The 26,108-nt window shown below is 62.0% G+C and carries 24 protein-coding genes and 2 tRNA genes; 15 read left to right on the forward strand and 11 right to left on the reverse strand.

The annotated features are described in order from the left end of the window. The first annotated feature begins 13 nt into the window (after positions 1-13). Complete coding sequence (locus tag AC1DX6_RS12945; protein WP_477313869.1) at positions 14-2,365, forward strand: xanthine dehydrogenase family protein molybdopterin-binding subunit; 2,352 nt, start codon at positions 14-16, stop codon at positions 2,363-2,365. Positions 2,366-2,377: 12 nt separating this feature from the next. Further along, entirely contained in the window at positions 2,378-3,175 is a 798-nt protein-coding gene (locus tag AC1DX6_RS12950; RefSeq protein WP_477313871.1) for an FAD binding domain-containing protein, read from the forward strand. A gap of 72 nt (positions 3,176-3,247) precedes the next feature. Here the strand turns inward: AC1DX6_RS12950 and AC1DX6_RS12955 are convergent, their stop codons facing one another. From AC1DX6_RS12955 to AC1DX6_RS12965, 3 genes are all read right to left on the reverse strand, one after another. Beyond that, entirely contained in the window at positions 3,248-3,733 is a 486-nt protein-coding gene (locus AC1DX6_RS12955; RefSeq protein ID WP_477313873.1) for an SRPBCC family protein, read from the reverse strand. Between the two features lie 76 nt (positions 3,734-3,809). Continuing rightward, positions 3,810-4,310 carry a GNAT family N-acetyltransferase gene (locus AC1DX6_RS12960; protein ID WP_477313875.1) on the reverse strand — a complete coding sequence of 167 codons (501 nt, stop codon included), beginning with the start codon at positions 4,308-4,310 and terminating at the stop codon, positions 3,810-3,812. After that, a complete protein-coding gene (locus AC1DX6_RS12965) occupies positions 4,307-5,080 on the reverse strand; it encodes a copper homeostasis protein CutC (RefSeq protein ID WP_477313877.1) in 774 nt (257 codons plus the stop codon). Before AC1DX6_RS12965 ends, AC1DX6_RS12960 begins: the two co-directional genes overlap by 4 nt. A gap of 254 nt (positions 5,081-5,334) precedes the next feature. Between AC1DX6_RS12965 and AC1DX6_RS12970 the strand changes: the two genes are divergently transcribed. Further along, complete coding sequence (locus tag AC1DX6_RS12970) at positions 5,335-6,006, forward strand: YjbE family putative metal transport protein (RefSeq protein ID WP_477313879.1); 672 nt, start codon at positions 5,335-5,337, stop codon at positions 6,004-6,006. A gap of 8 nt (positions 6,007-6,014) precedes the next feature. Here the strand turns inward: AC1DX6_RS12970 and AC1DX6_RS12975 are convergent, their stop codons facing one another. The 6 genes from AC1DX6_RS12975 to AC1DX6_RS13000 form a co-directional block, all read right to left on the reverse strand. Further along, positions 6,015-6,806 (reverse strand): alkaline phosphatase family protein, encoded by a 792-nt coding sequence (locus tag AC1DX6_RS12975; protein ID WP_477313881.1) that lies wholly within the window; start codon positions 6,804-6,806, stop codon positions 6,015-6,017. A gap of 82 nt (positions 6,807-6,888) precedes the next feature. Beyond that, positions 6,889-7,320: a cupin domain-containing protein gene (locus AC1DX6_RS12980; protein WP_477313883.1), complete on the reverse strand. Its 432-nt coding sequence runs from the start codon at positions 7,318-7,320 to the stop codon at positions 6,889-6,891. A 64-nt stretch (positions 7,321-7,384) separates the two neighbouring features. Continuing rightward, positions 7,385-7,759 (reverse strand): hypothetical protein, encoded by a 375-nt coding sequence (locus AC1DX6_RS12985; RefSeq protein WP_477313885.1) that lies wholly within the window; start codon positions 7,757-7,759, stop codon positions 7,385-7,387. Between the two features lie 827 nt (positions 7,760-8,586). After that, positions 8,587-9,330: a hypothetical protein gene (locus AC1DX6_RS12990; RefSeq protein ID WP_477313887.1), complete on the reverse strand. Its 744-nt coding sequence runs from the start codon at positions 9,328-9,330 to the stop codon at positions 8,587-8,589. Next, positions 9,330-10,718: a polysaccharide biosynthesis/export family protein gene (locus AC1DX6_RS12995; protein ID WP_477313889.1), complete on the reverse strand. Its 1,389-nt coding sequence runs from the start codon at positions 10,716-10,718 to the stop codon at positions 9,330-9,332. Before AC1DX6_RS12995 ends, AC1DX6_RS12990 begins: the two co-directional genes overlap by 1 nt. A 363-nt stretch (positions 10,719-11,081) precedes the next feature. After that, positions 11,082-11,225 carry a hypothetical protein gene (locus AC1DX6_RS13000; protein ID WP_477313891.1) on the reverse strand — a complete coding sequence of 48 codons (144 nt, stop codon included), beginning with the start codon at positions 11,223-11,225 and terminating at the stop codon, positions 11,082-11,084. A 709-nt stretch (positions 11,226-11,934) separates the two neighbouring features. Here AC1DX6_RS13000 and AC1DX6_RS13005 point away from each other — a divergent pair. From AC1DX6_RS13005 to AC1DX6_RS13015, 3 genes are all read left to right on the forward strand, one after another. Next, entirely contained in the window at positions 11,935-12,297 is a 363-nt protein-coding gene (locus AC1DX6_RS13005) for an ATP-dependent DNA ligase (protein WP_477313893.1), read from the forward strand. Between the two features lie 284 nt (positions 12,298-12,581). Then, the gene (locus AC1DX6_RS13010; RefSeq protein ID WP_477313895.1) at positions 12,582-12,911 is read left to right on the forward strand and encodes a hypothetical protein; all 330 of its coding nucleotides are present in this window, start codon (positions 12,582-12,584) and stop codon (positions 12,909-12,911) included. Between the two features lie 184 nt (positions 12,912-13,095). After that, complete coding sequence (locus AC1DX6_RS13015; protein ID WP_477313897.1) at positions 13,096-13,815, forward strand: hypothetical protein; 720 nt, start codon at positions 13,096-13,098, stop codon at positions 13,813-13,815. 170 nt (positions 13,816-13,985) lie between these two features. Here the strand turns inward: AC1DX6_RS13015 and AC1DX6_RS13020 are convergent. Further along, a tRNA-Asn gene (locus AC1DX6_RS13020) sits at positions 13,986-14,060 on the reverse strand. Between the two features lie 220 nt (positions 14,061-14,280). Here AC1DX6_RS13020 and AC1DX6_RS13025 point away from each other — a divergent pair. After that, a complete protein-coding gene (locus AC1DX6_RS13025) occupies positions 14,281-14,541 on the forward strand; it encodes a hypothetical protein (RefSeq protein WP_477313899.1) in 261 nt (86 codons plus the stop codon). Positions 14,542-14,545: 4 nt separating this feature from the next. On the opposite strand, the gene AC1DX6_RS13030 is transcribed toward AC1DX6_RS13025, so the two are convergent. Beyond that, a complete protein-coding gene (locus tag AC1DX6_RS13030) occupies positions 14,546-14,752 on the reverse strand; it encodes a hypothetical protein (protein WP_477313901.1) in 207 nt (68 codons plus the stop codon). A 205-nt stretch (positions 14,753-14,957) separates the two neighbouring features. Between AC1DX6_RS13030 and AC1DX6_RS13035 the strand changes: the two genes are divergently transcribed. The 8 genes from AC1DX6_RS13035 to AC1DX6_RS13070 all read left to right on the forward strand — a co-directional run bounded on the left by AC1DX6_RS13035 (position 14,958) and on the right by AC1DX6_RS13070 (position 26,086). Further along, a tRNA-Cys gene (locus AC1DX6_RS13035) sits at positions 14,958-15,031 on the forward strand. Positions 15,032-15,140: 109 nt separating this feature from the next. Further along, a complete protein-coding gene (locus tag AC1DX6_RS13040) occupies positions 15,141-15,815 on the forward strand; it encodes a protein-L-isoaspartate O-methyltransferase family protein (RefSeq protein WP_477313903.1) in 675 nt (224 codons plus the stop codon). A gap of 190 nt (positions 15,816-16,005) precedes the next feature. Beyond that, on the forward strand, positions 16,006-17,391 hold the full coding sequence (locus AC1DX6_RS13045; RefSeq protein ID WP_477313905.1) for a TolC family outer membrane protein: 1,386 nt from the start codon (positions 16,006-16,008) through the stop codon (positions 17,389-17,391). A 211-nt stretch (positions 17,392-17,602) separates the two neighbouring features. Next, complete coding sequence (locus AC1DX6_RS13050; protein ID WP_477313907.1) at positions 17,603-18,562, forward strand: PopZ family protein; 960 nt, start codon at positions 17,603-17,605, stop codon at positions 18,560-18,562. A gap of 313 nt (positions 18,563-18,875) precedes the next feature. After that, complete coding sequence (locus AC1DX6_RS13055) at positions 18,876-21,659, forward strand: valine--tRNA ligase (RefSeq protein WP_477313909.1); 2,784 nt, start codon at positions 18,876-18,878, stop codon at positions 21,657-21,659. A 359-nt stretch (positions 21,660-22,018) separates the two neighbouring features. Continuing rightward, entirely contained in the window at positions 22,019-23,260 is a 1,242-nt protein-coding gene (locus AC1DX6_RS13060; RefSeq protein ID WP_477313911.1) for an outer membrane protein transport protein, read from the forward strand. Between the two features lie 290 nt (positions 23,261-23,550). Continuing rightward, positions 23,551-25,275 carry a dihydroxy-acid dehydratase gene (ilvD, locus tag AC1DX6_RS13065; RefSeq protein ID WP_477313913.1) on the forward strand — a complete coding sequence of 575 codons (1,725 nt, stop codon included), beginning with the start codon at positions 23,551-23,553 and terminating at the stop codon, positions 25,273-25,275. Then, the gene (locus AC1DX6_RS13070; RefSeq protein ID WP_477247588.1) at positions 25,262-26,086 is read left to right on the forward strand and encodes a tetratricopeptide repeat protein; all 825 of its coding nucleotides are present in this window, start codon (positions 25,262-25,264) and stop codon (positions 26,084-26,086) included. Before ilvD ends, AC1DX6_RS13070 begins: the two co-directional genes overlap by 14 nt. Positions 26,087-26,108 lie beyond the last annotated feature (22 nt).

Below are 26,108 nucleotides of genomic sequence, written 5' to 3' on the forward strand. Positions count from 1 at the left end.
AGGAATTTCTGCGATGGGCATTGAAGGTATTGGCGCTCGGGTCGTGCGCAAGGAAGATAAAAGGTTCATCACCGGCGCCGGCCGTTATGTCGACGATATGGTGGTTCCAGGCATGAAGCATGCGGCGTTCGTTCGCAGCCCGCACGCGCATGCGCAGATCAAGAAGATCGACGTCAAGAAGGCGCAAGGCATGCCCGGCGTCATCGGCGTGCTGACCGGCAAGGAACTCAAGGCCGACGGCATCGGCAACCTTATCTGCGGCTGGATGATCCACTCCAAGGACGGCTCGCCGATGAAGATGGGCGCATGGTCGCCGCTGGCCTTCGACAAAGTGCGCTATGTCGGCGATGCGGTCGTCATCGTGGTGGCGGAAACCAAGGGCCAGGCACGCGACGCGGCCGAAGCTGTCGAGATCACCTACAAGGAACTGAAGGCGGTCGTCGATGCCTCCAAGGCGATGGACAAGGGCGCGCCGCAGATCCATCCGGAAGCCGACAACAATTTGATCTTCGACTGGGACATCGGCAATGCCGACGACACCGCGGCCGCCTTCAAGAAGGCCGCCCATGTCGTCAAGATGGACATTATCAACAACCGGCTGGTTCCCAACGCCATGGAGCCGCGCGCCGCGCTTGGCCACTACGACAAGGCCGAGGATCACTACACCTGCTGGACGACGTCGCAGAACCCGCATGTCGCGCGGCTAGTGATGAGCGCCTTCTACAATGTCGCACCGGAAAACAAGCTGCGCGTCATCGCACCCGATGTCGGTGGTGGATTTGGCTCGAAAATCTACATCTACCCCGAAGAGATCGTCTGCCTGTGGGCCTCGAAGAAGACCGGCGTGCCGGTCAAATGGGTGGCCGACCGCACCGAGAGTTTCCTCACCGATGCGCATGGCCGCGACCATCACACCCACGCCGAAATGGCTTTTGACAAGGATCACAAGATCCTCGGTCTCAAGGTCGAGACAAAAGCCAATCTCGGCGCCTACATGTCGCTGTTCTCGTCGGCGACGCCGACCTATCTCTATGCGACGCTGCTGTCGGGCCAGTACAACATCCCGGCGATCCACGCCAATGTGAAGGCGATCTACACCAACACAGCCCCTGTCGATGCCTATCGCGGGGCAGGGCGGCCGGAGGCGACCTTCGTCATGGAACGGCTGATGGAGACGGCGGCGCGGCAGTTCGGCGTTTCGCCGGCGGACTTGCGTCGCAAGAATTTCATCACTGCGTTCCCGCACCAGACGCCGGTCATCATGTGCTATGACGCTGGCGACTATGCCGCCTCGCTCGACGCAGCAATGAAGGCTTCCGACTATGCCGCCTTTGCCAAGCGCAAGGCCGCGGCGGCCAAGAAGGGGCTGCTGCGCGGCATCGGCATGAGTTGCTACATCGAGGCCTGCGGCATCGCGCCGTCGGCGGCGGTGGGTTCGCTCGGCGCCGGTGTCGGCCTGTGGGAATCAGCGGAAGTGCGGGTCAATGCCGTCGGCACGATCGAAGTGCTGACCGGTTCGCACAGCCACGGCCAGGGCCATGAGACGACTTTTGCGCAGCTGGTCAATGAGCGCTTCGGCGTGCCGCTCGACAGTGTCTCGATCGTCCATGGCGACACCGACAAGGTGCAGATGGGCATGGGCACTTACGGCTCGCGCTCGGGCGCCGTCGGCATGTCGGCCATCGTCAAGGCGCTCGACAAGGTTGAGGCCAAGGCCAAGAAGATCGCCGCCCATCTGCTTGAGGCCGACGAGGGCGACATCGTCATCGAGAACGGCGCGCTGAAGGTTGCCGGCACCGACAAGACCGTGCCGTGGTTCCAGATGGCGCTTGCCGCCTACACCGCCCACAATCTGCCGGGCGGCATGGAGCCCGGTTTGAAGGAAACGGCGTTCTACGATCCGTCGAACTTCACCTTCCCGGCCGGCTGCTACATCTGCGAGGTCGAGGTCGATCCGGAAACCGGCACGACCGAGATCATCCAGTTCGTTGCCGCCGACGATTTCGGCAACATCATCAATCCGATGATCGTCGAAGGGCAGGTGCATGGCGGCATCGCGCAAGGGGTTGGCCAGGCCTTGCTGGAAGGCGCCCATTACGACGCCAGCGGGCAACTGCTAACGGCGAGTTATATGGACTATACGATGCCTCGCGCGGGCGACCTGCCGTCGTTCAAGGTCTCGACCTCGAACACGCCGTGCCCCGGCAATCCGCTCGGCATCAAGGGTTGCGGCGAGGCCGGCGCTATCGGTTCGCCACCGGCAGTGATCAACGCCATCACCGATGCCATCGGCACCAACGATCTTGCCATGCCGGCATCGCCGTCCACGGTGTGGGCTGCGATCCGCACGACGACGAAACACTGAGGAGGAACAAGCATGTATTCGGTCAACTACCACCGGGCCGCCTCGGTCTCTGAAGCCGCCAAGCTGATCAAGATGGGCGACGCCAAGCTGTTGTCGGGCGGCATGACGCTGATCCCGGCCATGAAGACGCGGCTTGCCGCACCTTCCGATCTCGTCGACCTGTCGCGGATCAAGGAGCTGCAAGGCGTCAAAGTGTCGGGCAAGACCATCACCATCGGCGCTGCCACAACGCATTACGACGTCGCCAATGACGAGAAGCTGCGCAAGGCCTGCCCGGCGCTCGCCCATATGGCGTCGCTGATCGGCGACCCGGCGGTGCGCCACAGAGGTACGATCGGCGGCTCGATCGCCAACAACGATCCGGCGGCCGATTATCCGGCAGCATTGCTGGCGCTGGGCGCCACCATCGTCACCAACAAGCGCGCGATCACTGCCGACAAATTCTTCAAGGGCCTGTTCGAGACGGCGCTGAAGGAGGGCGAGATCGTCACCGCGGTGAGCTTTACCGCGCCGGCGAAGGCGGCATACGAAAAGTTCCGCAATCCGGCGTCGCGCTACGCGATCGTCGGCGTGTTCGTGGCCAAGGGCAAGGATGGGGTCAGCGTTGCCGTCACCGGCGCCGGCGATGACGGCGTCTTCCGCTCGAAGGAGATCGAGGCAGCGCTGGCCAAGAACTTCGCGGCTTCGGCGCTGGAAGGCGTGAAGGTTTCGGCGAAGAATTTGATGACCGACATCCACGCCTCGGCGGACTACCGCGCCAATCTGATCGCCGTGATGGCCAAGCGCGCTGTGGCTGCCGCCAACGTCTGATTTCTTGCGATCCTGAGAATAGAAAGGGGCTTTCGCGGCCCCTTTTTCGTGGCGTCGCGCGCAAAACCTTGGCTATGCTGCCATACCTTTGCGCGCCGCCAGATAGCGGCGCAGGCCGGCTTCTCCGCGCGGCGTCGTCCAGCGGTGGTTCCAGGCAAAGGCAGGCCGCAGCAGCGGCGCCAGGAACTTCAGGATTGGTCGCAGCACCGTCACCTGCCAGGTCAGTTTGACATGGGTGCCTGTGCCCGACGGCGACAGTTCGGCCCGCCACAGCCCGTCGAAGTCGCCGATCGTCTTGACCCCGACAAGTCTGCCGGGATCCATTTCGACCGCCTCGACGATGAAATTCAATTCATAGGGCAGGGCGCCGCGCGCCCGGGCCCTGGCTCTTGAGCCGACGACGCCCTTGCCCTTCTTGTCGAGGGGCACGACCTCTTTGTAGACATCGCCCCACCAGAGCGGCAGCAGTTCAGCGTCGGACAGCACGTCCCAAACCTCTTGCGGCGTTGCTTCGGGAATGTCCCAGTTCTCGTCGAAGCGAAAGACGTTGCTCGGCATGGTGTTTCGCCCTGGTTGGCGGAAAAGCCTATTTTAGCCATCGCTTCTTTGCGTGGCCAGTGCCGGCGTTGCCGGTTCAGGCAGGGATCTGCCTGACATAGTAGCGCACCGCCTTCTTGCCGCCGTGGATCACCGCGTCGCCGACCTCGACAAAGCCGAGCGCGGCGTGGAACGCATCCGAAGCGGGGTTGGGCGGTTCGGCATTGACCTCGCACGTGACGATGGTGTGGCCGGCGCCCGAGACGTGGTCGAACAGATCCTCATAAATCCGGCGAGCATGGCCGCGGCCGCGCGCCGCGCCGGCGACGACGACACGATCGACATAGACGAAGCGCTGGTAGCGCTCGCGGAACCAGAGGAAGTTTGGGCTGTCGTAGTTTGCATCCTGGTCGAAGGTCATGATGAAGGCTTCGAGCGCCCCGATGCGGCGGGCGTAAAACGCCTCCCCGAGCAGGAAGGACAGCCGCTCGGGCTCGAGCCATGACAGTTCGGCCGCATGCTGGTTGTTGAGCGCGAGGATTGCCGGTTCGTCTTCTGCCGAGACGCGGCTGATGATCGGAGCGGGCGCGGCTGTCATGCCCTCACTGCCGCGATCGTCGCCGCCACCAGCGCCTGGTCGGTGACCGTGGTGCGGTATTCGCGGCCGAGGTCGGTGCCGCCCATGCCGACGTCGGGGTTGCGGTAGGCCATCGCGCTCGGCACGTCGGTGAGCGCGGCGAAATGCATCTCCGTGAGCCCGGTTTTTGCCAGCACCTGCGCGATATTTTCGGGGTCAAGCGCGCCGCAGCCGAGGATGATGATGCGGTTGCCGGCCTGGCGGACCAGATCCGCCAGCAAATCCGCTCCTTCCATTGCGGTTTCGCGCTGGCCGCTGGTCAGCACGTGGCCGACCTTGCAGCGGATCAGCGCTTCGAGCGCCTCGGCCGGGTCGCGCGTCATGTCGAAGGCGCGGTGGCAGGTGACGTTCAAAGGGCCGGCCGCCCGCACCAGTTCGCTCATGCGCTCTTCGTCGATGCTGCCGTCGGCATTGAGACAGCCGACGACGACGCCGGCCACGCGGAGATCTCTCAGCGCGCTGACATCGGCGAGCATCGAACGATATTCCGCCTCGCCATAGAGAAAATCGCCGCCGCGCGGCCGCACGATGACGTGGAAGGGGATGGTCGCCAGCTCAAGTGCTGCGCGCACCGTGCCGAGGCTTGGCGTGATGCCGCCTTCGACCAGGCTGGCGCAGAGTTCGACGCGGTCGGCGCCGGCGGCTTGCGCGGCCAGCAGGCCATCGATGCCTTCGACGCAGATTTCGATCAGCGGCAAGCGCGCGTTGTTGTTGGGGGTCAAAGTGGCCAATCCATTGCTGATTCCAGTCGCGCAAGCGGTAGCATCGGGCCGATAGCTGCGAAAGCCGGATAATAGGGCTGGATATCTCCCCGCCCGACGAGCCTTGCCTTTGACTGTTTTTGATACTGGCGCCACAAGCACCAGATGGTAGGCAACGACGACGTCTTTTCGCCATTGTGGACTTTGAACGACTCGCTCAAGCTCAAGGGTCAATCGCTCGTCTGGTCAGTCCGCCCGCAAGGCCCTTCCACGGAGCTTGTTGAATGCCCTTCCAGGTCGACGAGGCGACGATCGCGGCGTATCTGGAAGTCATCACCATCAATCTCGTTCTGTCGGGCGACAATGTCGTGGTGATCGGCATGGCAGCCGCCGGCCTGGCGAAGGAACTGCGCCAGAAGGCGATCGTCGCCGGCATTGCGGCCGCGGCGGTGATCCGGATCGTCTTTGCTGTGGTGGCGGTGGAGCTGCTGGAAATCCCTGGGATCATGCTCGTCGGCGGCCTGCTGCTGTTCTGGGTATGCTGGAACATGTTCGGCGAATTACGCTCTGCCGGGGAGAGCGACGACGGTGCTGCTCCCGCCTCAGCGGTGGGGCGGGCGGCCAAGGCGTTGCGCACGGCAATCATCCAGATCATCGTCGCCGACGTTTCGATGTCGTTGGACAATGTGCTCGCCGTGGCGGGTGCGGCCAGCGACGACATGGATGCGCTGATCTTTGGCCTCATCCTGTCGGTGGTCCTGATGGCGGTTGCCTCGACGCTGGTGGCGGCGCTGCTTGCCAGATACCGCTGGATCGGCTGGCTCGGCCTGGCGGTTATCGTCTATGTCGCCGGCAGCATGGTGCTGGATGGTGTCAGGCAATTGGCAGCGGTCGACTACCACGCGCTCGTTTCGCGGTTTGCGGACCGCCAAATTGCTGCGCAAATGCCCGCTTGACGCCCGACCTAGCGCCGCCTCCAACCACTGCCGATCACCGTTCTGGCGGCGCTGGTGCCGAGCGGAGCTATGGCTTCAATGTATTCGATGGTTCGCAATACCGTGTAGTGGTCGATCTTCTCGGAGTAGCGCCCCGGTTCAATTCCAGACCCATACAATACCGTAAATATGCGGTTTCTGGCGCTGTAGTCATCCTCATCGAACGTCACTATCAACAGGCTGTTGTTTGCCCTTGACCAATTGGCATAGCCGCCAAGGTGGCTTTGCAGCCAGACATCCGCCTGGCTTATCGTGCCGTCATGCATATCATTTGTGAGATTGGGGATCACGAAACTGACCGACGGCAGTTTCGCGTAGTCGCGGGGAAAAGCGGCCAAGGGTTTGCCAAAACCCTTTGCGTCCACAAACGATTCCCAAGGATTGTGTTTTCGCGGGGATCCGGCTTCGACATAGCCGGCAAATGTCTTCCCGTGGGCATGAAGACGGGCGGCTAGGTTCGGCGCTGCGAAGCTATGCAAGCCATCGTCGTGGACGCCTTGTGTCGAGCCGCTAAAGAGCGCGAAATAATTGGGCTGGCTGGGATGGGCAACCCCATAGGAGTTGTCAAACAGGGCGCCTCCCTTTGCCAGCTTCTTCAAATAGGCGGCTTCCTTTGTCTGGAAAATTTGATCAAAGGAATGGTTCTCCATGATCACGACAACGATGTGGTCGTATTTCGACGGCCTTTTCGATGATGCAACCGCCGTACCCGCTCCTCCCATCAGCACGATGATGCCGGCCAGAAGGACAATGGCGGACAAGCGTTGAAGCGTCTTGCAGCCACTTTGCCTAGGCACGCAATTCCCCTTCCACGATTTCCCGCCTGCAGGGCGCTACCGAAAACTACTGGCGCAGCACCGTGTTCTTGGCGCCTGCTTCAACCTGATCAATCACCAGCAGTTTGACCGGGCCGGCGCCGATATTGGTGGCCTGATGCCACTGTCCGATCATTTCGACGATGAAATCGCCGGTCTGATAGGTGTTGCTCTTGCCGCTCTCAATGCCCGTAACTCTCAGCGTGCCGGCCAGGACATAGGCATAGCGGGCAAACGGGTGTTTGTGGACCGGCAAGGTCGCACCGGGCGCGACGTCAAACGTGGAAACCAGAACCTGGACGTTTTTCTGTGGCAAGGTGATCGGCTGGCCGGAGGCTGTCTCCGTGCGTGACGCAAGCGGGGTCACCACCACAGGCGTGCCGCTGGCATCGAGCGCCCAGGCGGGGTTTGCAGATAGCGTGGCTGCGAACAGCAGCGACAATGCCATGATCTTTCGCATCGTTCCTCCCAGATTTTGCTTCACCATCGCGTAGCCAGGATGCGCGCGCAAGCCGCGCCAAGCGTCATCCGCCCGCGCCATCGTCCATCATCGTGTTGGTGAGCGCCTGATAGGCGCTGCTGCATGTTTGAGAGCGGGGGCAGTTTTTCACGATGAGGATTGGCATCGCAGTCAATGCAGCTGCGATCACGACTTGCAGCAACAGAAGGACGGGCGCGAAGCGTTTGCCGAACAGCCCTCGGCAAAAGAAATAGAGACTTTGAACCAGGCATGCCCAGGCGAGAATGCGCAGGAACTCGCTGGTTGCCATCGCGTATGGCGTTATGTAGCCATCGGGAAAGCCCAGCATGCCAAGGTCGACAAGGCACTGCAGCGCCACCAGGCAAGACAAGCATGCCCACAGCAGGATGGCCGTGCGGATGACGAAAGGTTTCTGCATTTAGTGCTCACATCGCCGCGAATGGCGTCACGCTTCGATTGAACGAAAAGACTGACAACCGCGGCAAACCAAAGGCAGCCAAACAGATAAGTCACCAGCATTTCCTGCAAGATGCGCAGGCCGACGTTTTTGACCGTCGCTGGCCTTGCCGCCCGCCGCTTTGGCCACCGGAACCCGCATCGGCCGCCGCTCAAATCAGCCGAAGGAGTCCCATTTCGGGAAACAATGACTGGCATCCGTCTTGCGTGGACGTGCTTGCCGGTTAATCCCGGCCAGGCTCGTCGGGAGTAGAGGCGGTTGGGGTTCTCGCCCGGCGAGCTTGCCACGAACATTTCGGCGAGCACAGTCACACCAATCGATGAAGGACATCACCGGCAAGGACGCAGCTTTCATCCGATGGGACGGGAGGGGGACGGCGCCCCCTACGCCTGAGAACCACCGATAGGCTTAATTGCGTGGTTGCTAATATGCCGGTAAAATTGGCGGTGCGGGAGGAACCCATAAGCCCACCGCAGTGGCCGGTGCGATGTTCGTCCCCCGAAGGCTGCAAGCCGCACCGGCCATTCCCCGACGGCTGACGGCTTGCTGCGGCGGTGCCGCGCGGGTCGTTTGCTCGCGCGCGGGGCGAAACCCCTCAATCCCGGCTGCTCGCAATAGTCGACTGGAATTCTGGTGAGTGTTGCCAACTGCGTGAAGAAGACGGCGACCAAGGCCAACTCGACGATCGAGTTTCTTAGGAACAACGACCTTTGCCACCGGCGCCTCCAGGGATGGCGCCGGGACGAGATCAAGCCGTGCCGAGGATGCACGCGCCAGATTCATCAAACCTATTTCACCGCGACGACCTTGCCCGCCGCATCGAGGCGACATCCGACCCGCGCCTGGCGAACCTCGATGCCGCCTTGCCTTGCATAGTCTATGCGCACCTCAATCGGTGCGGTGAGGGCGCCGCGACGATGTCGGCGCAGGGGACCTGCACTGACTACGTGCACACGCAAGGCACCAAGTGGCGTCGCAGCCGACATGATCGCCTGGCGGCAGACGCGAACCACGGCAGGCGGAGTGCCAGGTATCGCCGTTAACGGCACCTGAAGTCGTAGCATGGGATAACCTGTAGTGGCCCGACCGAACATGTCGCGACCATTTTTGGAAGGCCGGAGGTTGCGTGGCAGGACGATTGCGTGTTGCGCGCCCTTGTTCATGACCAGGGCGGCCGTTTTCTTGCCGGCTTCGACACTGGCTGGCCCTGTGGTACCCCCCAACGCAGTGCCCCCACTTGTCGTACCGCTCGGAGCTCCGAGGCCTGTCGAAACACCGCCGCTTACGCCGCCGAGGTTGGTGCTGGCTCCAACGTTGGCGCCAAGCGATCCCGTGCCGACCGACCCTCCAACGTTTGCGCCCCCGATCCCGCCGACGCTCGCGCCAACGCCGACCGAGGCGCCGTTCGAGCCAACGCCCAGACCGGCGCTGACCCCGACGCCACCGACGTTGCCGCCAAGACCCGCGTCAAGAGCAGAAGCAGGCCCGATCGCAACTGCGATCGTCAATGCGCAAGCCAGATACTTGCGCATCACCATATTCCTTGTGCTGGGCGCAATGGCGCCCGCGTCGGGAGCAACGTGGCGGGCAGCGTAATCGTCGTCAGCGGAACAGGTTGCGATGACTTGCGGACCGCCACTTTGCGGATTTCTCGCCCCTGAGGTTCATGGGTTGATCGAGTCTGCTTCCTTGCGAGTGTACTGGTACCTGCGCGATCCATCGCGCGTGCTTTGGGAGCGGGATTGAGCTCGATGGTTTGAGCGCGGGGCGCATCGCGAGCTTTCAGGATGTCGATCTCGTTGCGCGCCGCAATGAGGTCGCGGGCCAGGCCAACGGCTGTTTCGCGCTGTTGCTCCAAAGCAGCGGAGAGACGGGCGACTTCTTCCTTTGCCGCGTCGCGATCCTGGCTGGCAGCAGTGAGATCGAGCGCGAGAGCATCGGCTCTTTCGCGTTCCAATACGAGCGCTTCGCCGGCCCGCTTTGCGGCGGCCTCTGCAGCCTGGCGGCGCTGAATGCCGTCGAGTTGTGCAGCGGCAGCCAGTTTTCCGCTTACCTCCAGAGCATCGAGAGACTGGTGCGCCGCGGCAAGATCGCGTTCGAAGCGCTCAACCTTCTGCCGCTCCTCGTCAAGCGCGCGCCTCGCTCCAGACAGCGAAGCCTCCGCAGCCTGGTGCGCTCCGAGAGCGGCGAACTTTTCGCGGATGGCGAGAACGGCTTTGGCTTGCAAGCTTTCGACTTCGCGCTGCGCCATCGCCAGATCCCGCGCGAGCAGTTCGGCTCTTTGCTTCTGCTCTTCAAGGGCTCGTCCCTGAAGAGCCGTTGCTTCTACAACAGCACGCGCCCTCACGCCTGCGTCGGCGGTGCCGCGTCGCATCGTATCGAGTTCTTCGCGCGCTGCGCGAGAACCGTTGATGTCTGGTAGCGCCGCCAGTGGGCGCCCCTCGACTTTGGCTGGGGCCGAAGACGCTGCCGATTGCCTGCGCTGGACGGTCGTAACTGGACGCACGTCGAACCCACTTCTGGCCTGTAGGCGATCGGTAATCAGCTTTGCCAATTCACTCTCACGCAGACCTGCGGCCGGAAGTTGCCCAATGGCGGGAAGATCCAGCTTCCCGGCTGTATCGATCGTAAAAGCACCGTTAAGCTCCGCGCCCTCGGTTACGCCGCCGCGCAAGGCATCCCACCCCGAGACACTCACCTCGACAGTGTCTTGAGGAACGAGCTTGTCGTCGGTCGCCGATTGACCTCTTGCCGGGACACCAAATAACAGGATGAGGCAGAACGGGATGAGGCTTATCGTGGCGCCGCGTGACCTCTTGCTGTGGTCATGAAACAAGGCTGCCACGGTTGAGAATAGTCGGTTGCCGCCGGGGAATGCAGGGCTGTGGCAATCCGCCTTGGGCCTCTGGACACGATCCATGACTGGACCTCCACGACTCACTGGTCACGCGCGATCCTTGCTTCGATCGGAGGCACAAAGCGCGTGCGCACCGCGTTGCCGGATTCCGCAACCACGGCGTGAGCCTAACAAAGTTGACCAGCAGTGGTGAGTACCAAATAGAGCGTAAGCAGGGTCAGCAATTGAGTTATCGGTCGCTCAGTCTACAATCTACGATACCCATTTGCGGCTGTATCGACGATGGGTCGCTGGTGACCCACGTTGGTGCTGCGAGGGTCGAGATCGTCTCGGCGGGAGATGAGTCCTACCTTGCGCCTCCAGGCGCTTCGCCGGTGTAGGACAGTGGCCGACAGAAACGCGCGCTGGTAAGGCTGCGGGCAGAATTCAACGCTTGTAACCGGTCGGCAGATCGGCCATCGCCTCCCGGAAGCTGCGTTCCACCTGCGCGGTATACAAGCCTTTGTTGGCTAGCATGTCCCAGAGGAAAAAGCAGGCTACCAGGGCAATCACGATGAGTATTGGACGCATCGGAAACCTCCTCGGAGCGACCTCACCAGCGCGAGTTTACACGACGGGCCGGGCAGTTAGGCTCCTACCTAAGCGGTAGCCTCAGGGTGTTAGAGCGTAATGCAAAGGGCTGTTTCGGCCCGTTCGGTTCTGGCAATGGCCCTGTGCCGTTCCGCACTTCAGCAAACCCCGAAACAATCGCCGCATCTGAGCGTTTTCAATCTGCCAGACCCCAATCTGGCTACTCCAGACCCTTCCCGCTGGCTTCGGCCGGCGGGCTTTTTTGCGTTGGAACTTCGCTGGCAATGCCTTGTTGAGCCAAAGGCTGCTGGGTCTCACTGGCATCTGCCGCTGACTGAGAGTCCCTCTTCGGTCGGCTCGTGCCCTGCAAACAGGGCGCGGGCCACTGGCAGGCTCCAACACAGTGGTAATGCGCTTCGCGAGCTGGGCTCGTGATCAACGGCGCAGTCCATCAAAGTTTAACCACTGCGAAAGCGTACTGGAAAGCACGTGCGGTAACAGTTGGTTCAACCATTGCTGGTATTATGAACGAGTGTGGGAGCGGCTCCGACAAGTGTGGGTGGGCCTAAGTTGCCGGAGCCGCCTGCGCAGGTCGGGTTGGGGTTTGACCGCGCCGTCCTATTCTGGGACAGCGCGGTCAACGATTCGTTAAAATGTCCCGGAACTAATTAAGCGCATGCTAATTGACTGGCGGTTTGCCAGTCAATGCATGCGTTTGACGTTTGTCCCGCCACTAATTCCTACCTTGGTGGAGAAGCCTCCCAAGGGCGAGGGATGGATTCACGAAGTCAAGTTCGACGGCTATCGCTCTCAAATCGTCAGGGACGCGGACGGTGTGCGCATCTACACGCGCCGCGGCCTCGACTGGACCTCGAAATATCGCGACCTCGCCAACGCGGGCGGCCAGCTCGAGATGGAAGCGCCATCATCGATGGCGAAATCATCGTGCTCAACGATGCCGGTCCGTCTGACTTCGGCGAGTTGCGCAAGATCGCCATGCCTCAAAAACTCTCGCCGACACCTTAGCCGCCCGCGAATTCCTCTGTTTCGCAAATTAACCTTGATCAAATGAGGTAGTGATCTCTCGCTGGCCATTACTTGCGTGGCTGCTAAAATAATGAAACGCTTCGTCCATGTTGGGAATGGGGCGATGGAAGAAAGCCCAGGTAGATTTAGTTGCATTCTTGAACCGACTGGCGGTTGGATGGTTTGGGATGACGTCACTGGCGAGCCCGCAAGCTTGGGCGGGAAAATACTTATGGGCTGCACACGGGAGCGCGCCGAGTCTGCTCGTGACGTGCTAGAGCGGATTTACAAAAACGGGCTGCACGCTCGACCGGCCGGCCACTCCCGCGCTTGACCTGCTCATCCCCCTTTCCGCAGCCTCACCCCGGCGCCGCCGCCATTCTCGGCGATGAACCCGACGCCGGCTCATCGCTCGGCTGGACGAACCATACTGATCAGCGGCTCGCCGGGAAGCTCGACGACACCGCATGGGTCGAAGACGGCGAGATGGACGGCGGCGACATGCGAGAAGGCGACGACGAGCGCGAGGCCAGCCTGGTTCAGCCCGCGCGACGTCCTTCATTGCTGGGGGGATCGATCTCTTGGTTTGCGGCATCGACCAGACATCGCATCTTGCGGCGGAGCGCGATGTTTTCGGCCAGCATCTCTTCTGTGCGCTGAAGTGCGAGTTCGGCGCAGTGTATGCGCTCCTCTGCATCTGCAATCGCATCAAAGTTCGGATTCGGGATCACGGGACAACCTCGCTGTGCTGGTTTGAGCTACAGGCAGGTGAAACATCTCCCGGCTGTGAAGGTTCCGTCACAGTTGGCTACAGCCTGTCACACGTCGTCGCCGGGTGGTTGCCATGAGCGCATGCCGCGCCGTCGCAGGGACGGAATCACATGCCGAGCGTTTGTGTGCTTCCGGCGGGCCGAACAGCATCGGCGAGTATTTCCGCCGCGTCCTTGACCGTTTCAGCAGTATGGTCGGTTTGCTCCATGCGCTTCACAACCCGCTTGTGCAACATCTCCAGCCGGGCGGCATGGTACATTGCGCTTCGCTTTTGGCCTTGCCCATCAAGCGGTTCAAACAGCATGGTGACGGTGCCTCAATAACGAGCCTTTGCAATTTCAAAGCTGAAAATTTCGGCCATGTCGCCGCATCCTTTCGGTTTGCGGTCCCTTCAAAAGTGGAATGGGCGCCCACCACTTTTGTTCCGGGGGCGCATGTCAGATTGGCCAACTGCCGACAAAATGTGGTTGACGTAACATTAGCTGGGCGCAATCATATCGGATTGTGCAGGGATGAGGGCGTTTCAATGAAACTCGTTGTCTTTGGCGTAGCAATGGTATTGGCCGCCACCGGAGCAGCTGTTGCGAAAGAGAAGAAAAAGGTGGCCACCGCTCAGGCTGCAACCTCGTGTTCTGCAGCTCATATGAAGGCTGGCAGCAAACAGGCCCCGAAACTGGATTGCAAATCGACAGGCACCGTTGTTGCGCGACCGTCAAATCGGGCCGCAAACTTCCTGGATCATTATCCGCGCTTAGGGTTTGACATCAACCCGTGGATTCCAACTGGCTATTGACGGCGGCTTCGGCTTCCGGGCCTTCTTTGTCCAGCGACGGTGCATCCCCCCTGGGGGCTCGGCTCTAACGGGTCGATCTTAGCGACGGAGATTCCCCGCAAGCAAACGCGCAGGGCGTACCTATGCCAATTTTTGGCTAATTCTGGCGTCGGCTAAGTCTATGGAATTGTTGGCTCCCCGGGCCGGATTCGAACCAGCGACCAACCGGTTAACAGCCGGTTGCTCTACCACTGAGCTACCGGGGAACAGAGCTCTCATGTGAGTGGCGCAGCCTATAGCTGCCCTTTTCGGCTTTGCAAAGCAGCATTTCGCATTTTTTCGCGGCTTTTTCGCGGGGCGGTTTCTCGCAATCGTCGACTGGTGCCCTCATATTAGCCGTCTTGGCAGGGGCGCGGAACCGAAAAGGCGATTGCCGCCTTTGCCCGCAGACGCCTTTATTCCTTGGGAAACGGATCAACTTTCGACATGACTGCAGCAGGCGACAATGAGGCACCGGCGCGGAAAATCACGGTGTTCGGCCGTGAGTTCACCATGCCGCGTTCGCGTGGCCTCAGGGTAGCGATCGGCGTCGTTTTGGTCTTCTTCGGCATTCTCGGCTTCCTGCCGATCCTGGGTTTCTGGATGATCCCGCTCGGCCTGCTGGTGCTTTCCTACGAGTTCGCCCTAGTGCGCCGCCAGCGGCGCCGATTCGTCGTGTGGTGGGAGCGGCGGCGGCGGCCCAACTGAGAGTCTAGTGGCCCGAGCGCTTTTCCAGGCCCTCGCAAATGTCCTTGAGAACAGCCGCGACCGAAGCCAGGCGAGCGCGATCGTGCGGCGAAAGGCGGCTCGCGCCTTCGATGCTGAGGCGGTCGATGGCGTGGCGCGCAAGCTCCTCGCATCTCAGCAGCGACAATCTGCGCGATGCGGTCGTTTCCCGGTCTGCCACGGCCCGACGCATGGGCGGCTCCCTTCTGTCTACCTAACGCAAGATTGCGGTTTCGAGTTTCCGGCAACCGCAGACCATGCTTTGCATGTTTAACAATTGCCTAATGTGGCGGTCGCGGCCGGCGCGGCGACAATTCGAGACACGGAATGCGCCGTGGCCGCTTGACGGCATTTTCGCCGCAACCTATTGGAACCGGGTGGAACGCCGGGAGCAACGAGGCCTCGTGGCGGAGTGGTTACGCAGAGGACTGCAAATCCTTGCACCCCGGTTCGATTCCGGGCGAGGCCTCCAAATGCCCGAGCTCCCGCGCGTCAGCGCCGGGAGCTTGAAGTTCCGGTCGAAGTGAACCGCGATGTTGGCGCGGCAAGCGCAATGGTTTTTGGGCGGATTGGTTGGAAACATGAGCGCTGATTTCTCCGAACGCCGCGTGAAGATGGTCGATGGCCAGGTGCGCACCACCGATGTGACCAACGCGCCGCTGCTGGACGCCATGCTGGCAGTGCCGCGCGAGGCTTTTGTCGGCGCCAGCCAGCGCGATCTCGCCTATATCGACGAGGACATCCGCATTTCCGACGGCGCCGATGGTGGCGGTGCGCGCTACCTGATGGAGGCTTCGCCGCTCGCCAAGCTGCTGCAGCTGGCCGAAATCGATGCCAGTGATTCGGCGCTCGATGTCGGCTGCGGCACCGGCTATTCCACCGCTTTGCTGTCAAGGCTGGCAAGGTCGGTGGTCGGGCTGGAGAGCGACACGACGCTGGCGGAAACCGCCAGAGCGGCGCTTTCGGCGCAGGGCTGCGCCAACGCAACCGTGGTCACCGGGCCGCTGCCGCAAGGTCATGCCGCCAAGGCGCCGTACAATGTGATTCTCGTTGGCGGCAGTGTCGAGGACGTGCCGGCGGCGCTGCTCGACCAACTCGCCGAAGGCGGGCGACTGGTCGTCGTCGAGGGGCAGGGCAATGCGGGCGTGGCCCGGCTGTTTTTCAAAGCCGGGGGGGTTGTAACCGGAAGACGGGCATTTAATGCGGCAATTAAGCCACTACCTGGGTTTGAACGTGTTCGCGCGTTCGAATTCTGAGTAATTTTGCCTTGCAGCAAAAACGCTGTCATGTTCGCTTATGTTTGAACCATCGTTGCTGATTTGCATCACCGGGCATTCCGGGGGGCTTTCGGCGGGGGAACGATAGATGACAAAAGCGCGGCGCCGGCTGATCGTAAGAGAGGCTGGCGTGGCGCAGTTCCCATGCAGAACGAATGAGGGAAATAACGTGCCGTCTTTTCGTAAGAGCCTTTTTACCGCCGTTCTCCTTTCCGCGACTGTGCTTTCGCCGTTGGCTGCTTCCGCGGAAACCATTACCGGCGCGCTTTCAAAGGCCTACCAATACAATTCGCAGCTGAACTCCGCCCGCGCCGGCGTGCGCGTCACCGATGAAGGCGTGGCCATCGCCAAGTCGGGTTGGCGCCCGACAATCAATGGGTCGGCGTCAATCGACTACTCGAGCAGCCACCTCAATGGCACGAACACCAGCGTACGGCTGACAACGGGCAATTTCGGCGTGCAAATCAATCAGACGCTGTTCGACGGGTTTCAGACCAAGAACAATGTTGCCGCCGCCGAAGCACGGGTCAGCGCCTCGGTCGAGAGCCTGCGCAACACTGAAGAGAACATCCTGTTCAATGCGGCGAGCGCCTACATGGACGTGATTCGCGACCGGCAGGTGGCCGTGCTGACCGAGCAGAACCTGCAGTTCCTGACCGAGCAGGCGCGCGCGGCGCGCTCGCGTTTCGAGGTTGGCGAAGGGACGCGCACCGACGTCGCCCAGGCCGACGCCTCGCGCTCGGCCGCAGTGGCACAGTTGAGCGCGGCCCGTGCCCAGGCACTGGCAAGTGCGGCGACCTACCACCAGATCGTCGGCGACGAGCCGGGCAAGCTGAAGGGGGCTTCGCCACTGGCGAAGCTTCTGCCGAGGAGCCTAGACGCGGCGATCGCTATTGCGGCGGCCGAGCACCCGGCCATCCTCTCCACCCAGCATCTGGTCGATGCGGCGGCGTTTTCGGTGAAATCGCAGGAAGGAGCGCTGCTGCCGCAGCTTTCCGCCTCGGCCGGCGTTTCGAGCGCCTATCGCAACTCCTTACCCGGCGTTGTGACGTCGGATGGTACAACCAATTCGGCCAATATCGGCGCGACGCTGACCATACCGATCTATTCGGGTGGCCGTACCGAGGCCTTGGTTCGCCAGTCGAAGGAATCGCTTGGCCAGGCCCGGATCGAAGTCGATGTCAGCCGCGACCAGGTGCGTCAGGCCGTGACCTCGGCATGGACGCAATATACCGCCGCGCAAGAGAGCGTCGCGGCCAATCGGCAGGTCATCGCTGCCGCGCAGCTGGCGTTGAACGGCGTCATCGAAGAGCGCAATGTCGGCCAGCGCACCACGCTCGACGTGTTGAACGCCCAGAACGATGTCATCAGCGCCAAGATCAACCTTGCCACCTCCGAGCGCGATGTGGTGGTTGCGAGCTATGCCATCCTTTCGGCCATGGGCCGTCTGTCGATCGATCGTCTCGCTTTGCAGGTGACAAAATACAAGCCTGAAGAGCATTACAAGGCGGTCAAGGACAAGTGGACCGGCCTGCGCACGCCGGACGGTCGCTGACCCCAAGCCTTTTCAAATCCTGCCTCGGATTCAACGTGTTAGAGCGCTGCGCGTCGTGAAGACGCCGGCGCTCTAATCTGTTGAAATCCAACATCTCCCCAGATTGGGGATTCTCCGATGACGATCCGTCGGTTACGCTGTCGCCATGATTCGTGTCCGGCTTTTGCCGGCAGGAAATCTGCAACGGGTCACAAAGGCGGCGGATGTGACGATGGCGACGGCAAGCAGCGCGCAGCGCGAACCTTCCATGGAAGAGATACTGGCTTCCATCAGGCGGATCATCGAAGACAGCGACACCGGCCGCAAGCAGCCGGGTGAAGCGGACGAATTGCGCCAGGATCTCGAGCCGGCGCCGGCGGCCGTGCCGGCATCGGATGTGGATGCGTTCCGCAACGAGCTGCATACCGAAACCGGCACCAGGAAGCCGGTCACGCTGGCGGAGGTGCAGGCGCAACTGGCGGTAGGCGAGCCGGTGATCGCGCGCATGGAAACACCGGTGCGCTTCGACCTCGCCCCAGTGAAGGCGCCGGTGACGCTTGCCCCCAACACTCCCGCTGCTGCGACCGTTGCCCCCACGACCTTGGCCGAAGTGAGCGCCAGGATCGCCGCCGAGTCCGCGCCGGCGGCAGGCGCAGAAGCGCCCGTGACAGCAAGAGTTGCGGAGACGAGCGACAGCATAGTCACCGATTGGCGGCGCGAGATCGCCGCCGTGGGCGAGCAAAGACCCGCTGCGGTGGCCAGGCCGGACAAGGTCGAGACGCCGCCGATGCCCGATGTCGAACCGGAGGTCGAGTTTTTTGCGGAAGACCTGACAGCCGAGCCCGCTTTCGAGCCGACGCAGTCGCGCGCCGAGCCGACGCTTGCGCGCGGCGAGCCGACGCAGTCGCGCAGCGAGCCGACGCCTACGCGCGGCGAGTTGGCGCGCCAGGCCGCCGGCGATGCACCGTCCGTCCGTGCGGCAATCCTTTCGGAACGCGCTGGCCGGCAGGTTGCCGCAGCCTTCGGCGAGCTTTCCGATGCGTTTGCCAGCCGCAGCAAGAAAACTTTCGACGAGATGGCCGAAGAGATGCTGCGGCCGATGCTGCAGGACTGGCTGGACAACAATCTGCCGACGCTGGTCGAACGGCTGGTGCGCGAGGAAATCGAGCGCGTCGCGCGCGGCGCGCAATAAGGATCACCGCCCATCCCGGATCAAGGCGCCGCCCTCGAGCGGCGCTTTTTCGTTGCGGATCAGCTTCCCGATGTCGCGAAAGCGATCAGTTTGCCGTCGGAATCGCCGACGATGAAGGTGCGGGTACCCCACCGCTCGGTCCTAAGCGTTTGATGGAAGCTGGCGCCGGCCGCGTGGGTCCGTGGGAGTTGCCTTGATCTGTCCAGCCACTATCTATCAGCTGTGCCTCCAGCAGCGCACCTGCGGTTGACTTGGCCAAGACCTTCCGATTTACACCGAACCCAACAAATCCCGACAGCCCGGACCATTTCCCATGCTCGAAAAAACCTACGACGCCAAAACCGTCGAGCCCAAGATCGCTAAAATCTGGGAAGAGGCCGATGCTTTTCGTGCCGGTGCCGGCGCCGAGGAGGGGGCGGAGGCCTTCACCATCGTCATCCCGCCGCCGAACGTCACCGGCTCGCTGCATATGGGGCACGCGCTCAACAACACGCTGCAGGACATATTGGTGCGCTTCGAGCGCATGCGCGGCAAGAACGTGCTGTGGCAGCCGGGTATGGACCATGCCGGCATCGCCACGCAGATGGTGGTCGAACGCCAGTTGATGGAAAAGCAGATCCATCGCCGCGACCTGACGCGCGAAGAATTCATCGACAAGGTGTGGGAGTGGAAGGCCGAATCCGGCGGCGCCATCTTCAACCAGCTGAAGCGGCTCGGCGCCTCGGCTGACTGGAGCAGAGAACGCTTCACCATGGACGAGGGCCTGTCCAAGGCGGTGCTCGAAGTGTTCGTGACGCTCTACAAGGAAGGGCTGATCTACAAGGACAAGCGCCTTGTGAACTGGGACCCGAAGCTGCTGACGGCGATCTCCGACCTCGAGGTCGAGCAGCAGGAGGTCAACGGCAATCTCTGGCATTTCCGCTATCCGATCGAGGGCGAGACCTTCGACCCGGAAAACCCGAAGACGTTCATCACGGTGGCGACGACGCGGCCCGAGACGATGCTGGGCGACACGGCGGTCGCCGTGCATCCGGACGACGAGCGGTTCCGGCATCTGGTCGGCAAGAACATCGTGCTGCCGATCGTCGGCAGAAAAATCCCTGTCGTGGCGGACGAGTATTCCGATCCGGAAAAAGGTTCTGGCGCGGTCAAGATCACGCCAGCGCACGACTTCAATGATTTCGAAGTCGGCAAGCGCCACAAACTGCCGGCGATCAACATCCTGACCATCGAGGCGGCGGTGAGCCTCAAGGACAATGAAGACTTTCTCGCCGGCCTCGAGGTGACGCCCGAGCGTCAGGCGGCCTGGGATGAGCTCAACGGGCTCGACCGTTTCGTCGCGCGCAAGAAGGTCGTCGAGCTGATGGAAGCCGGCGGCTTCCTGGAAAAGGTCGAGCCGCATCGCCATGCCGTGCCGCATGGCGATCGCGGCGGCGTGCCGATAGAGCCGTTCCTCACCGAGCAGTGGTATGCGAACGCGGGGGAACTGGCCAAGCCGGCGATCGCCTCGGTGCGCGAGGGGCGTACCAATTTCGTGCCGAAGAACTGGGAAAAGACCTATTTCGACTGGATGGAGAACATCCAGCCCTGGTGCATCTCGCGCCAGCTGTGGTGGGGTCACCAGATCCCAGCCTGGTACGGGCCCGACGGGCGGGTCTTTGTCGAGAAGACCGAGGAAGAGGCGCTTGGGGCCGCCGTCGAATATTATCTCGCCCTGGAGGGGCCGTGGAAGGCCTGGGTCGAGGACAAGCTTGAGAACTTCAAGCCGGGCGAGATCCTGACCCGCGACGAGGATGTGCTCGACACCTGGTTTTCGTCGGCGCTGTGGCCGTTCTCGACGCTGGGCTGGCCGGACCAGACGCCGGAGCTGAAGACCTATTATCAGACCGATGTGCTGGTGACTGGCTTCGACATCATCTTCTTCTGGGTCGCCCGCATGATGATGATGGGCCTGCATTTCATGGACGAGGAGCCGTTCCACACCGTCTATGTTCACGCGCTGGTGCGCGACAAGAACGGGCAGAAGATGTCGAAGTCGAAAGGCAACGTCATCGATCCGCTCGATCTCATCGACGAATACGGCGCCGATGCGCTGCGCTTCACGCTGACGGTGATGGCGGCGCAGGGGCGCGACGTGAAGCTCGATCCGGCGCGCATTGCCGGCTATCGCAACTTTGGCACCAAGCTGTGGAACGCGACGCGCTTTGCCGAGATGAACGAAGTCGCACGCAATGACGATTTCTGGCTGAACGATGCCAAGCTTGCGGTCAACCGCTGGATCCTGACCGAGCTGACACGGGCCGCGCGGGAAATAACCGACGGCATCACCTCATACCGCTTCAACGAGGCGGCGGGTGCTGCCTACCGCTTCGTCTGGAACCTGTTCTGCGACTGGTACCTGGAACTGTTGAAGCCGGTGTTCATGGGCACGGACGAGGCCGCCAAGGCCGAGAGCCGCGCCTGCGTCGCCTTTGTGCTCGACGAGATCTACAAGCTCTTGCATCCGATGATGCCGTTCATGACCGAAGAACTGTGGGCGCAGACCGCAGGCGAGGGCAAGGAGCGCCCGTCGCTGCTGTGCCACGCCAGGTGGCCGTCGCCTGATTTCGAGGACGCAGAAGCGGCCGCCGACATCAATTGGCTGGTCGACCTCGTCTCCGGCATCCGCTCGGTGCGCTCGGAAATGAATGTGCCGCCGGCGGCGATCGCGCCGCTGATGGTGATCGGCGCCAACAAGGTGACGCACGAGCGGCTCGAACGCCAGGCATCGGCGATCAAGCGGCTGGCGCGGGTCGGCGACATTTCGCTGGTCGACGCGGCACCCAAGGGCTCCGCCCAGATCGTGCTCAACGAAGCGACCATTTGCCTGCCGCTCGGCAGTCTGATCGATGTCACGGCTGAGGCGGCGCGGCTGCAGAAGGAACTGGCCAAGGTGACCGAGGAAATCGCGCGCCTGCACAAGAAGCTATCCAACGAGAAGTTCGTCGCCAGCGCGCCGGCCGAGATCGTGGACGCCGAGCGCGAGAAACTCGCCGAATACAGCGATGCTCAGGAGAAGCTTTCGGTGGCGCTGACCCGGGTGCGTGAGGCGGGTTGAGCGGTCGGATTCGCGTGTCTTGCGTGCTGCTTTGGAACAGTCCGCTTGCTGCATAAACAGGCATTCCGCAGCGTTAATTTTGACGTAAACGGAAGTTTATGCCCCATTGTTGCCATAATGTAACAATGGGGCCAAATGGCCCCAAAAGGGCTTGTTTTCGAGCGTTCTGTGACAGGTTTCACAGAATTTTCCGGCCGAGTTGCGCTCGTGAAGCCATTTTTCGACCTCCCGGCGGCATTGGCCAGTTAGCCGGAAATGTACGCTGCTTGGATGTACATGTACGCCGCATGAATTCATTGTTGCGCCGTTAACCCGAATTGGTTCTAGCTTGATGCACCAGTATTTCGGGGAGGACATCCATGAACATTTTGCGTTTGAAAGCACTGTTGGGGGCGGGGTGCTTTTCGCTTGCTATGATCGGCTCGGCTATGCACCCGGCGCATGCCGGCGGTATCGAGCGCGGCGGCTACGACATCGACCTTCTGTTCGACCCGGCGCCCTTCGCCACGGAGGCCGAAGCGACCTTTGTGATGCCGGACCGCAAGCTCAAGAATGCGGTGGATACCGATCCGTCAGATGGAACCCTGACGGGTTTGAGCACGGCCAAGGACAGCGAGAGCTATTGGGTGCCGCGCATCGGCGTCAAAGCCGAGGTCGTCAAGGGCGTCGACTGCATGGTGGATTATTCCCAGCCGTGGGGGGCGCATACCGCACCCGGTCAATGGAATGGCGCCCAGTCCAACATGGAGACCGAAATCAAGAGCAACAACTACGCCGGCACCTGCTCCTACAAGATAGATGCCGGCAAGGGCCAAATTCGCTTCATCGGCGGCGTCTTCTATCAGGAAGTTTACGGTTTCAAGGAAAGCCTTGTATCGCCGCTGGTGCCCAATTTCGGCGGCACGGGCCGAGTCGATCTGGACAGCAGCGGCTGGGGCTGGCGGGCCGGCCTTGCTTATGAAATCCCCGAGATCGCGCTGCGCGCCAGCCTCGTCTACAATTCGCAGGTGAAGCTCGACAATATCACCGGCACGCTCGATCTGACGAATGTCGGCGGAGCGGTCATTCCGATTTATGGCGAAGCCTCGATGCCGGATTCGGTGGAATTCAAGATGCAATCTGGCATTGCGCCCGGCTGGCTCGCCTTCGGCTCAATCAAGTGGGTCAACTGGAGCGTGCTGCAAAGCATTCCGATCTGCTCGCAGGCCACCAAGGGGCTTGCCGATTGCACGACGGTCTCTCCTTCGCCGATCAGGCTGACGTCGCTCGACTTGATGTATCGTGACGGTTGGACGGTCACCACCGGCATTGGCCACAAGTTCAACGATCAGTGGAGTGGTGCTGCCCAGATTTCATGGGACCGCGGCACGTCGCACGGCTATGGCAGCCAGACCGACACCTGGACGCTGGGCGGAGGCGTTGCCTACACGCCGAGCCCGAATGTGGAAATTCGCCTGGCCGGCGCGATCGGCGTCCTGACCAGCGGCCATTCGGGCACGTTGACCGACGAGAACGGCTATGTGGCCGGCACCGATGTCAGCTACGACTTCGGCAACGATTTGGTCACGGCGATTTCTGGCGGCGTCAAGATCAAGTTCTAAGCCTCTGAAAATACGACCAAAAGGCCGGGCATTGCCCGGCCTTTTTCGTTTGCAGAGGCAGTGTCGTACACAGCCGCCGCGCATTCGCGCTGCAAATCCATAGCACAACCTTCGCCCCACGCTATTGTGACGTTTTGGCAACAGTTTCTGAACAACCCTCGCGCCGCAAAGTGACTCTGGGGAATTGCCCATTTCCCGCCATAAACCCGGCGCACCTCGAATTTGTCTCGGGACACGCGCCAGAAGGCTCGGCGATGGGACAGGCCGCACCGCCCGCGGCAAGGAAGAGTATGGACGCCAGAGTCATTTCCAAGGCCAAGCTGCCCAGCCGCCATGTGACCGTTGGTCCGGCGCGTGCGCCGCACCGTTCCTATCTCTATGCGATGGGACTGTCGGCGGCCGAGATCGCGCAGCCTCTGGTCGGCGTCGCCAGCTGCTGGAACGAGGCGGCACCTTGCAACATTTCGCTGATGCGCCAGGCGCAAGTGGTCAAGAAGGGCGTTGCCGCCGCCAGCGGCACGCCGCGCGAATTCTGCACCATCACCGTCACCGACGGCATCGCCATGGGCCACCAGGGCATGAAGTCGTCACTGGTGTCGCGCGAGGTCATCGCCGATTCAGTCGAACTCACCATGCGCGGCCATTGCTACGACGCACTGGTCGGCCTTGCCGGCTGCGACAAGTCGCTGCCAGGCATGATGATGGCCATGGTGCGGCTCAACGTGCCGTCGATCTTCATCTATGGCGGCTCGATCCTGCCCGGCAGCTATCGCGGCCGGCAGATCACCGTGCAGGACGTGTTCGAGGCGGTCGGCCAGCACTCGGTCGGCACGGTCAGCGATGCCGAACTGCTTGAAATCGAACAGGCTGCCTGTCCGTCGGCCGGCTCCTGCGGTGCCCAGTTCACGGCCAACACCATGGCCACCGTCGCCGAGGCGATCGGCTTGGCGCTGCCCTATTCCTGCGGCGCCCCGGCGCCTTACGAGATGCGCGATCGTTTCAATTTCGCCTCCGGCGAAAAAATCATGGAATTGATCGCCAAGAACATCCGGCCGCGCGACATCGTCACGCTGAAGGCGCTGGAGAATGCCGCGACCGTGGTTTCGGCGACCGGCGGCTCGACCAACGCGGCGCTGCACCTGCCGGCCATCGCGCATGAGGCCGGGATAAAGTTCGACCTGTTCGACGTCGCCAAGATTTTTGAGAAGACGCCTTACATCGCCGATTTGAAGCCGGGCGGCAAATATGTCGCGAAGGATATGTTCGAGGCCGGCGGCATTCCGCTGCTGATGAAAACCTTGCTCGACCACGGCTATCTACACGGTGACTGCCTGACGGTAACCGGCCGCACTTTGGCCGAAAATATGGAACACGTTGCCTGGAATGAGCATCAAGATGTGGTCCGTCCCGCCAACCGACCAATCACCCAAACCGGCGGTGTTGTGGGCTTGAAGGGAAACCTTGCCCCCGAAGGCGCGATCGTGAAGGTCGCCGGCATGTCGGAGCTGAAATTCTCAGGTCCCGCGCGCTGCTTCGATTCGGAAGAGGAATGTTTTGAAGCGGTTACGCACCGCAACTACAGAGAAGGCGAGGTTCTCGTCATCCGCTACGAAGGTCCGCGTGGCGGCCCGGGCATGCGGGAAATGCTGTCGACGACGGCGGCTCTCTACGGCCAGGGCATGGGCGGCAAGGTGGCCCTCATCACCGACGGTCGCTTTTCCGGCGCGACGCGCGGCTTCTGCATCGGCCATGTCGGGCCGGAGGCCGCTGTTGGCGGCCCGATCGGGCTGTTGAGAGACGGCGACGTGATCTCGATCGATGCGGTGAATGGCACGATCGAGGTGGCGTTGTCCGACACTGAACTGGCGGCGAGGGCAAAGGGATGGAAGGCGCGCACGACCGACTATCAGTCGGGCGCGATATGGAAATATGCGCAGACGGTAGGGCCTGCCCGCGATGGCGCGGTCACCCATCCGGGCGGTGCGAAAGAAACACATTGTTATGCGGATATCTGAGGTGTTGAGGTCGTCTGTCTTTTCGGCACTGGTCGCGGTTGCGACCTTGGGCGCCGTGGGCCAGGCCATGGCCTTCGACGACAAGGTGTTCGACGACAAGACCGGCGTGAAGCCGCAGTCCAGCCCCTGGGCGGTGTTCCAGTTCGGCTTCTCCGCCTACAAGAGCGGCCACAAGGAACAGGCGGCCGAGGCCTACAAATATGCCGCCGAGAACGGTCAGATCGGCGCCACCTGGAAGCTTGCGCGCATGTATGCCGAGGGCGACGGCGTGGCGCGCGACGATTACGAGGCCTTCAAGTTCTTCTCCGAAATCGTCGATCAGGACGTCGAACCCGGTTCGCCGGAGGAAAGCTATGTCTCCGACGCGCTGGTGGCGCTGGGCGACTATCTGAGGACAGGCATTCCCGGCAGCCCGGTCGAGGAAAACGAAGTGGCGGCGCAGGAATATTACATGCGCGCCGCCGCCAACTACCGCAATCCCAATGCCCAGTTCGAAATGGGCCAGATGTTCCTGAAGGGCGAGGGCGGGGTCAAGGCCAGCGTCAAGCAGGCCGGGCGCTGGTTCCAGCTTGCCGCCGAAAAGGGCCATGCCGGCGCGCAGGCGACGCTCGGAAATTTGCTGTTCCAGAGCGGCAAGATCGTTCGCGGACTGGCGATGATGACCGCGGCCCTCGAACGCGCCTCACCGGCCGATCAGCCATGGATCCGGGGCATGCAGGAAGAGGCGTTTGCCGCAGCCGGCGAAGCCGACCGCCGCACCGCGATTTCGCTGGCCGACGACATCCTCACCAAGGGCGGCGGCGACCAGTAGTCGAACCGCCGAACTGTCAAAA

The organism is Mesorhizobium sp. P2_C4 (genome assembly GCF_056404575.1).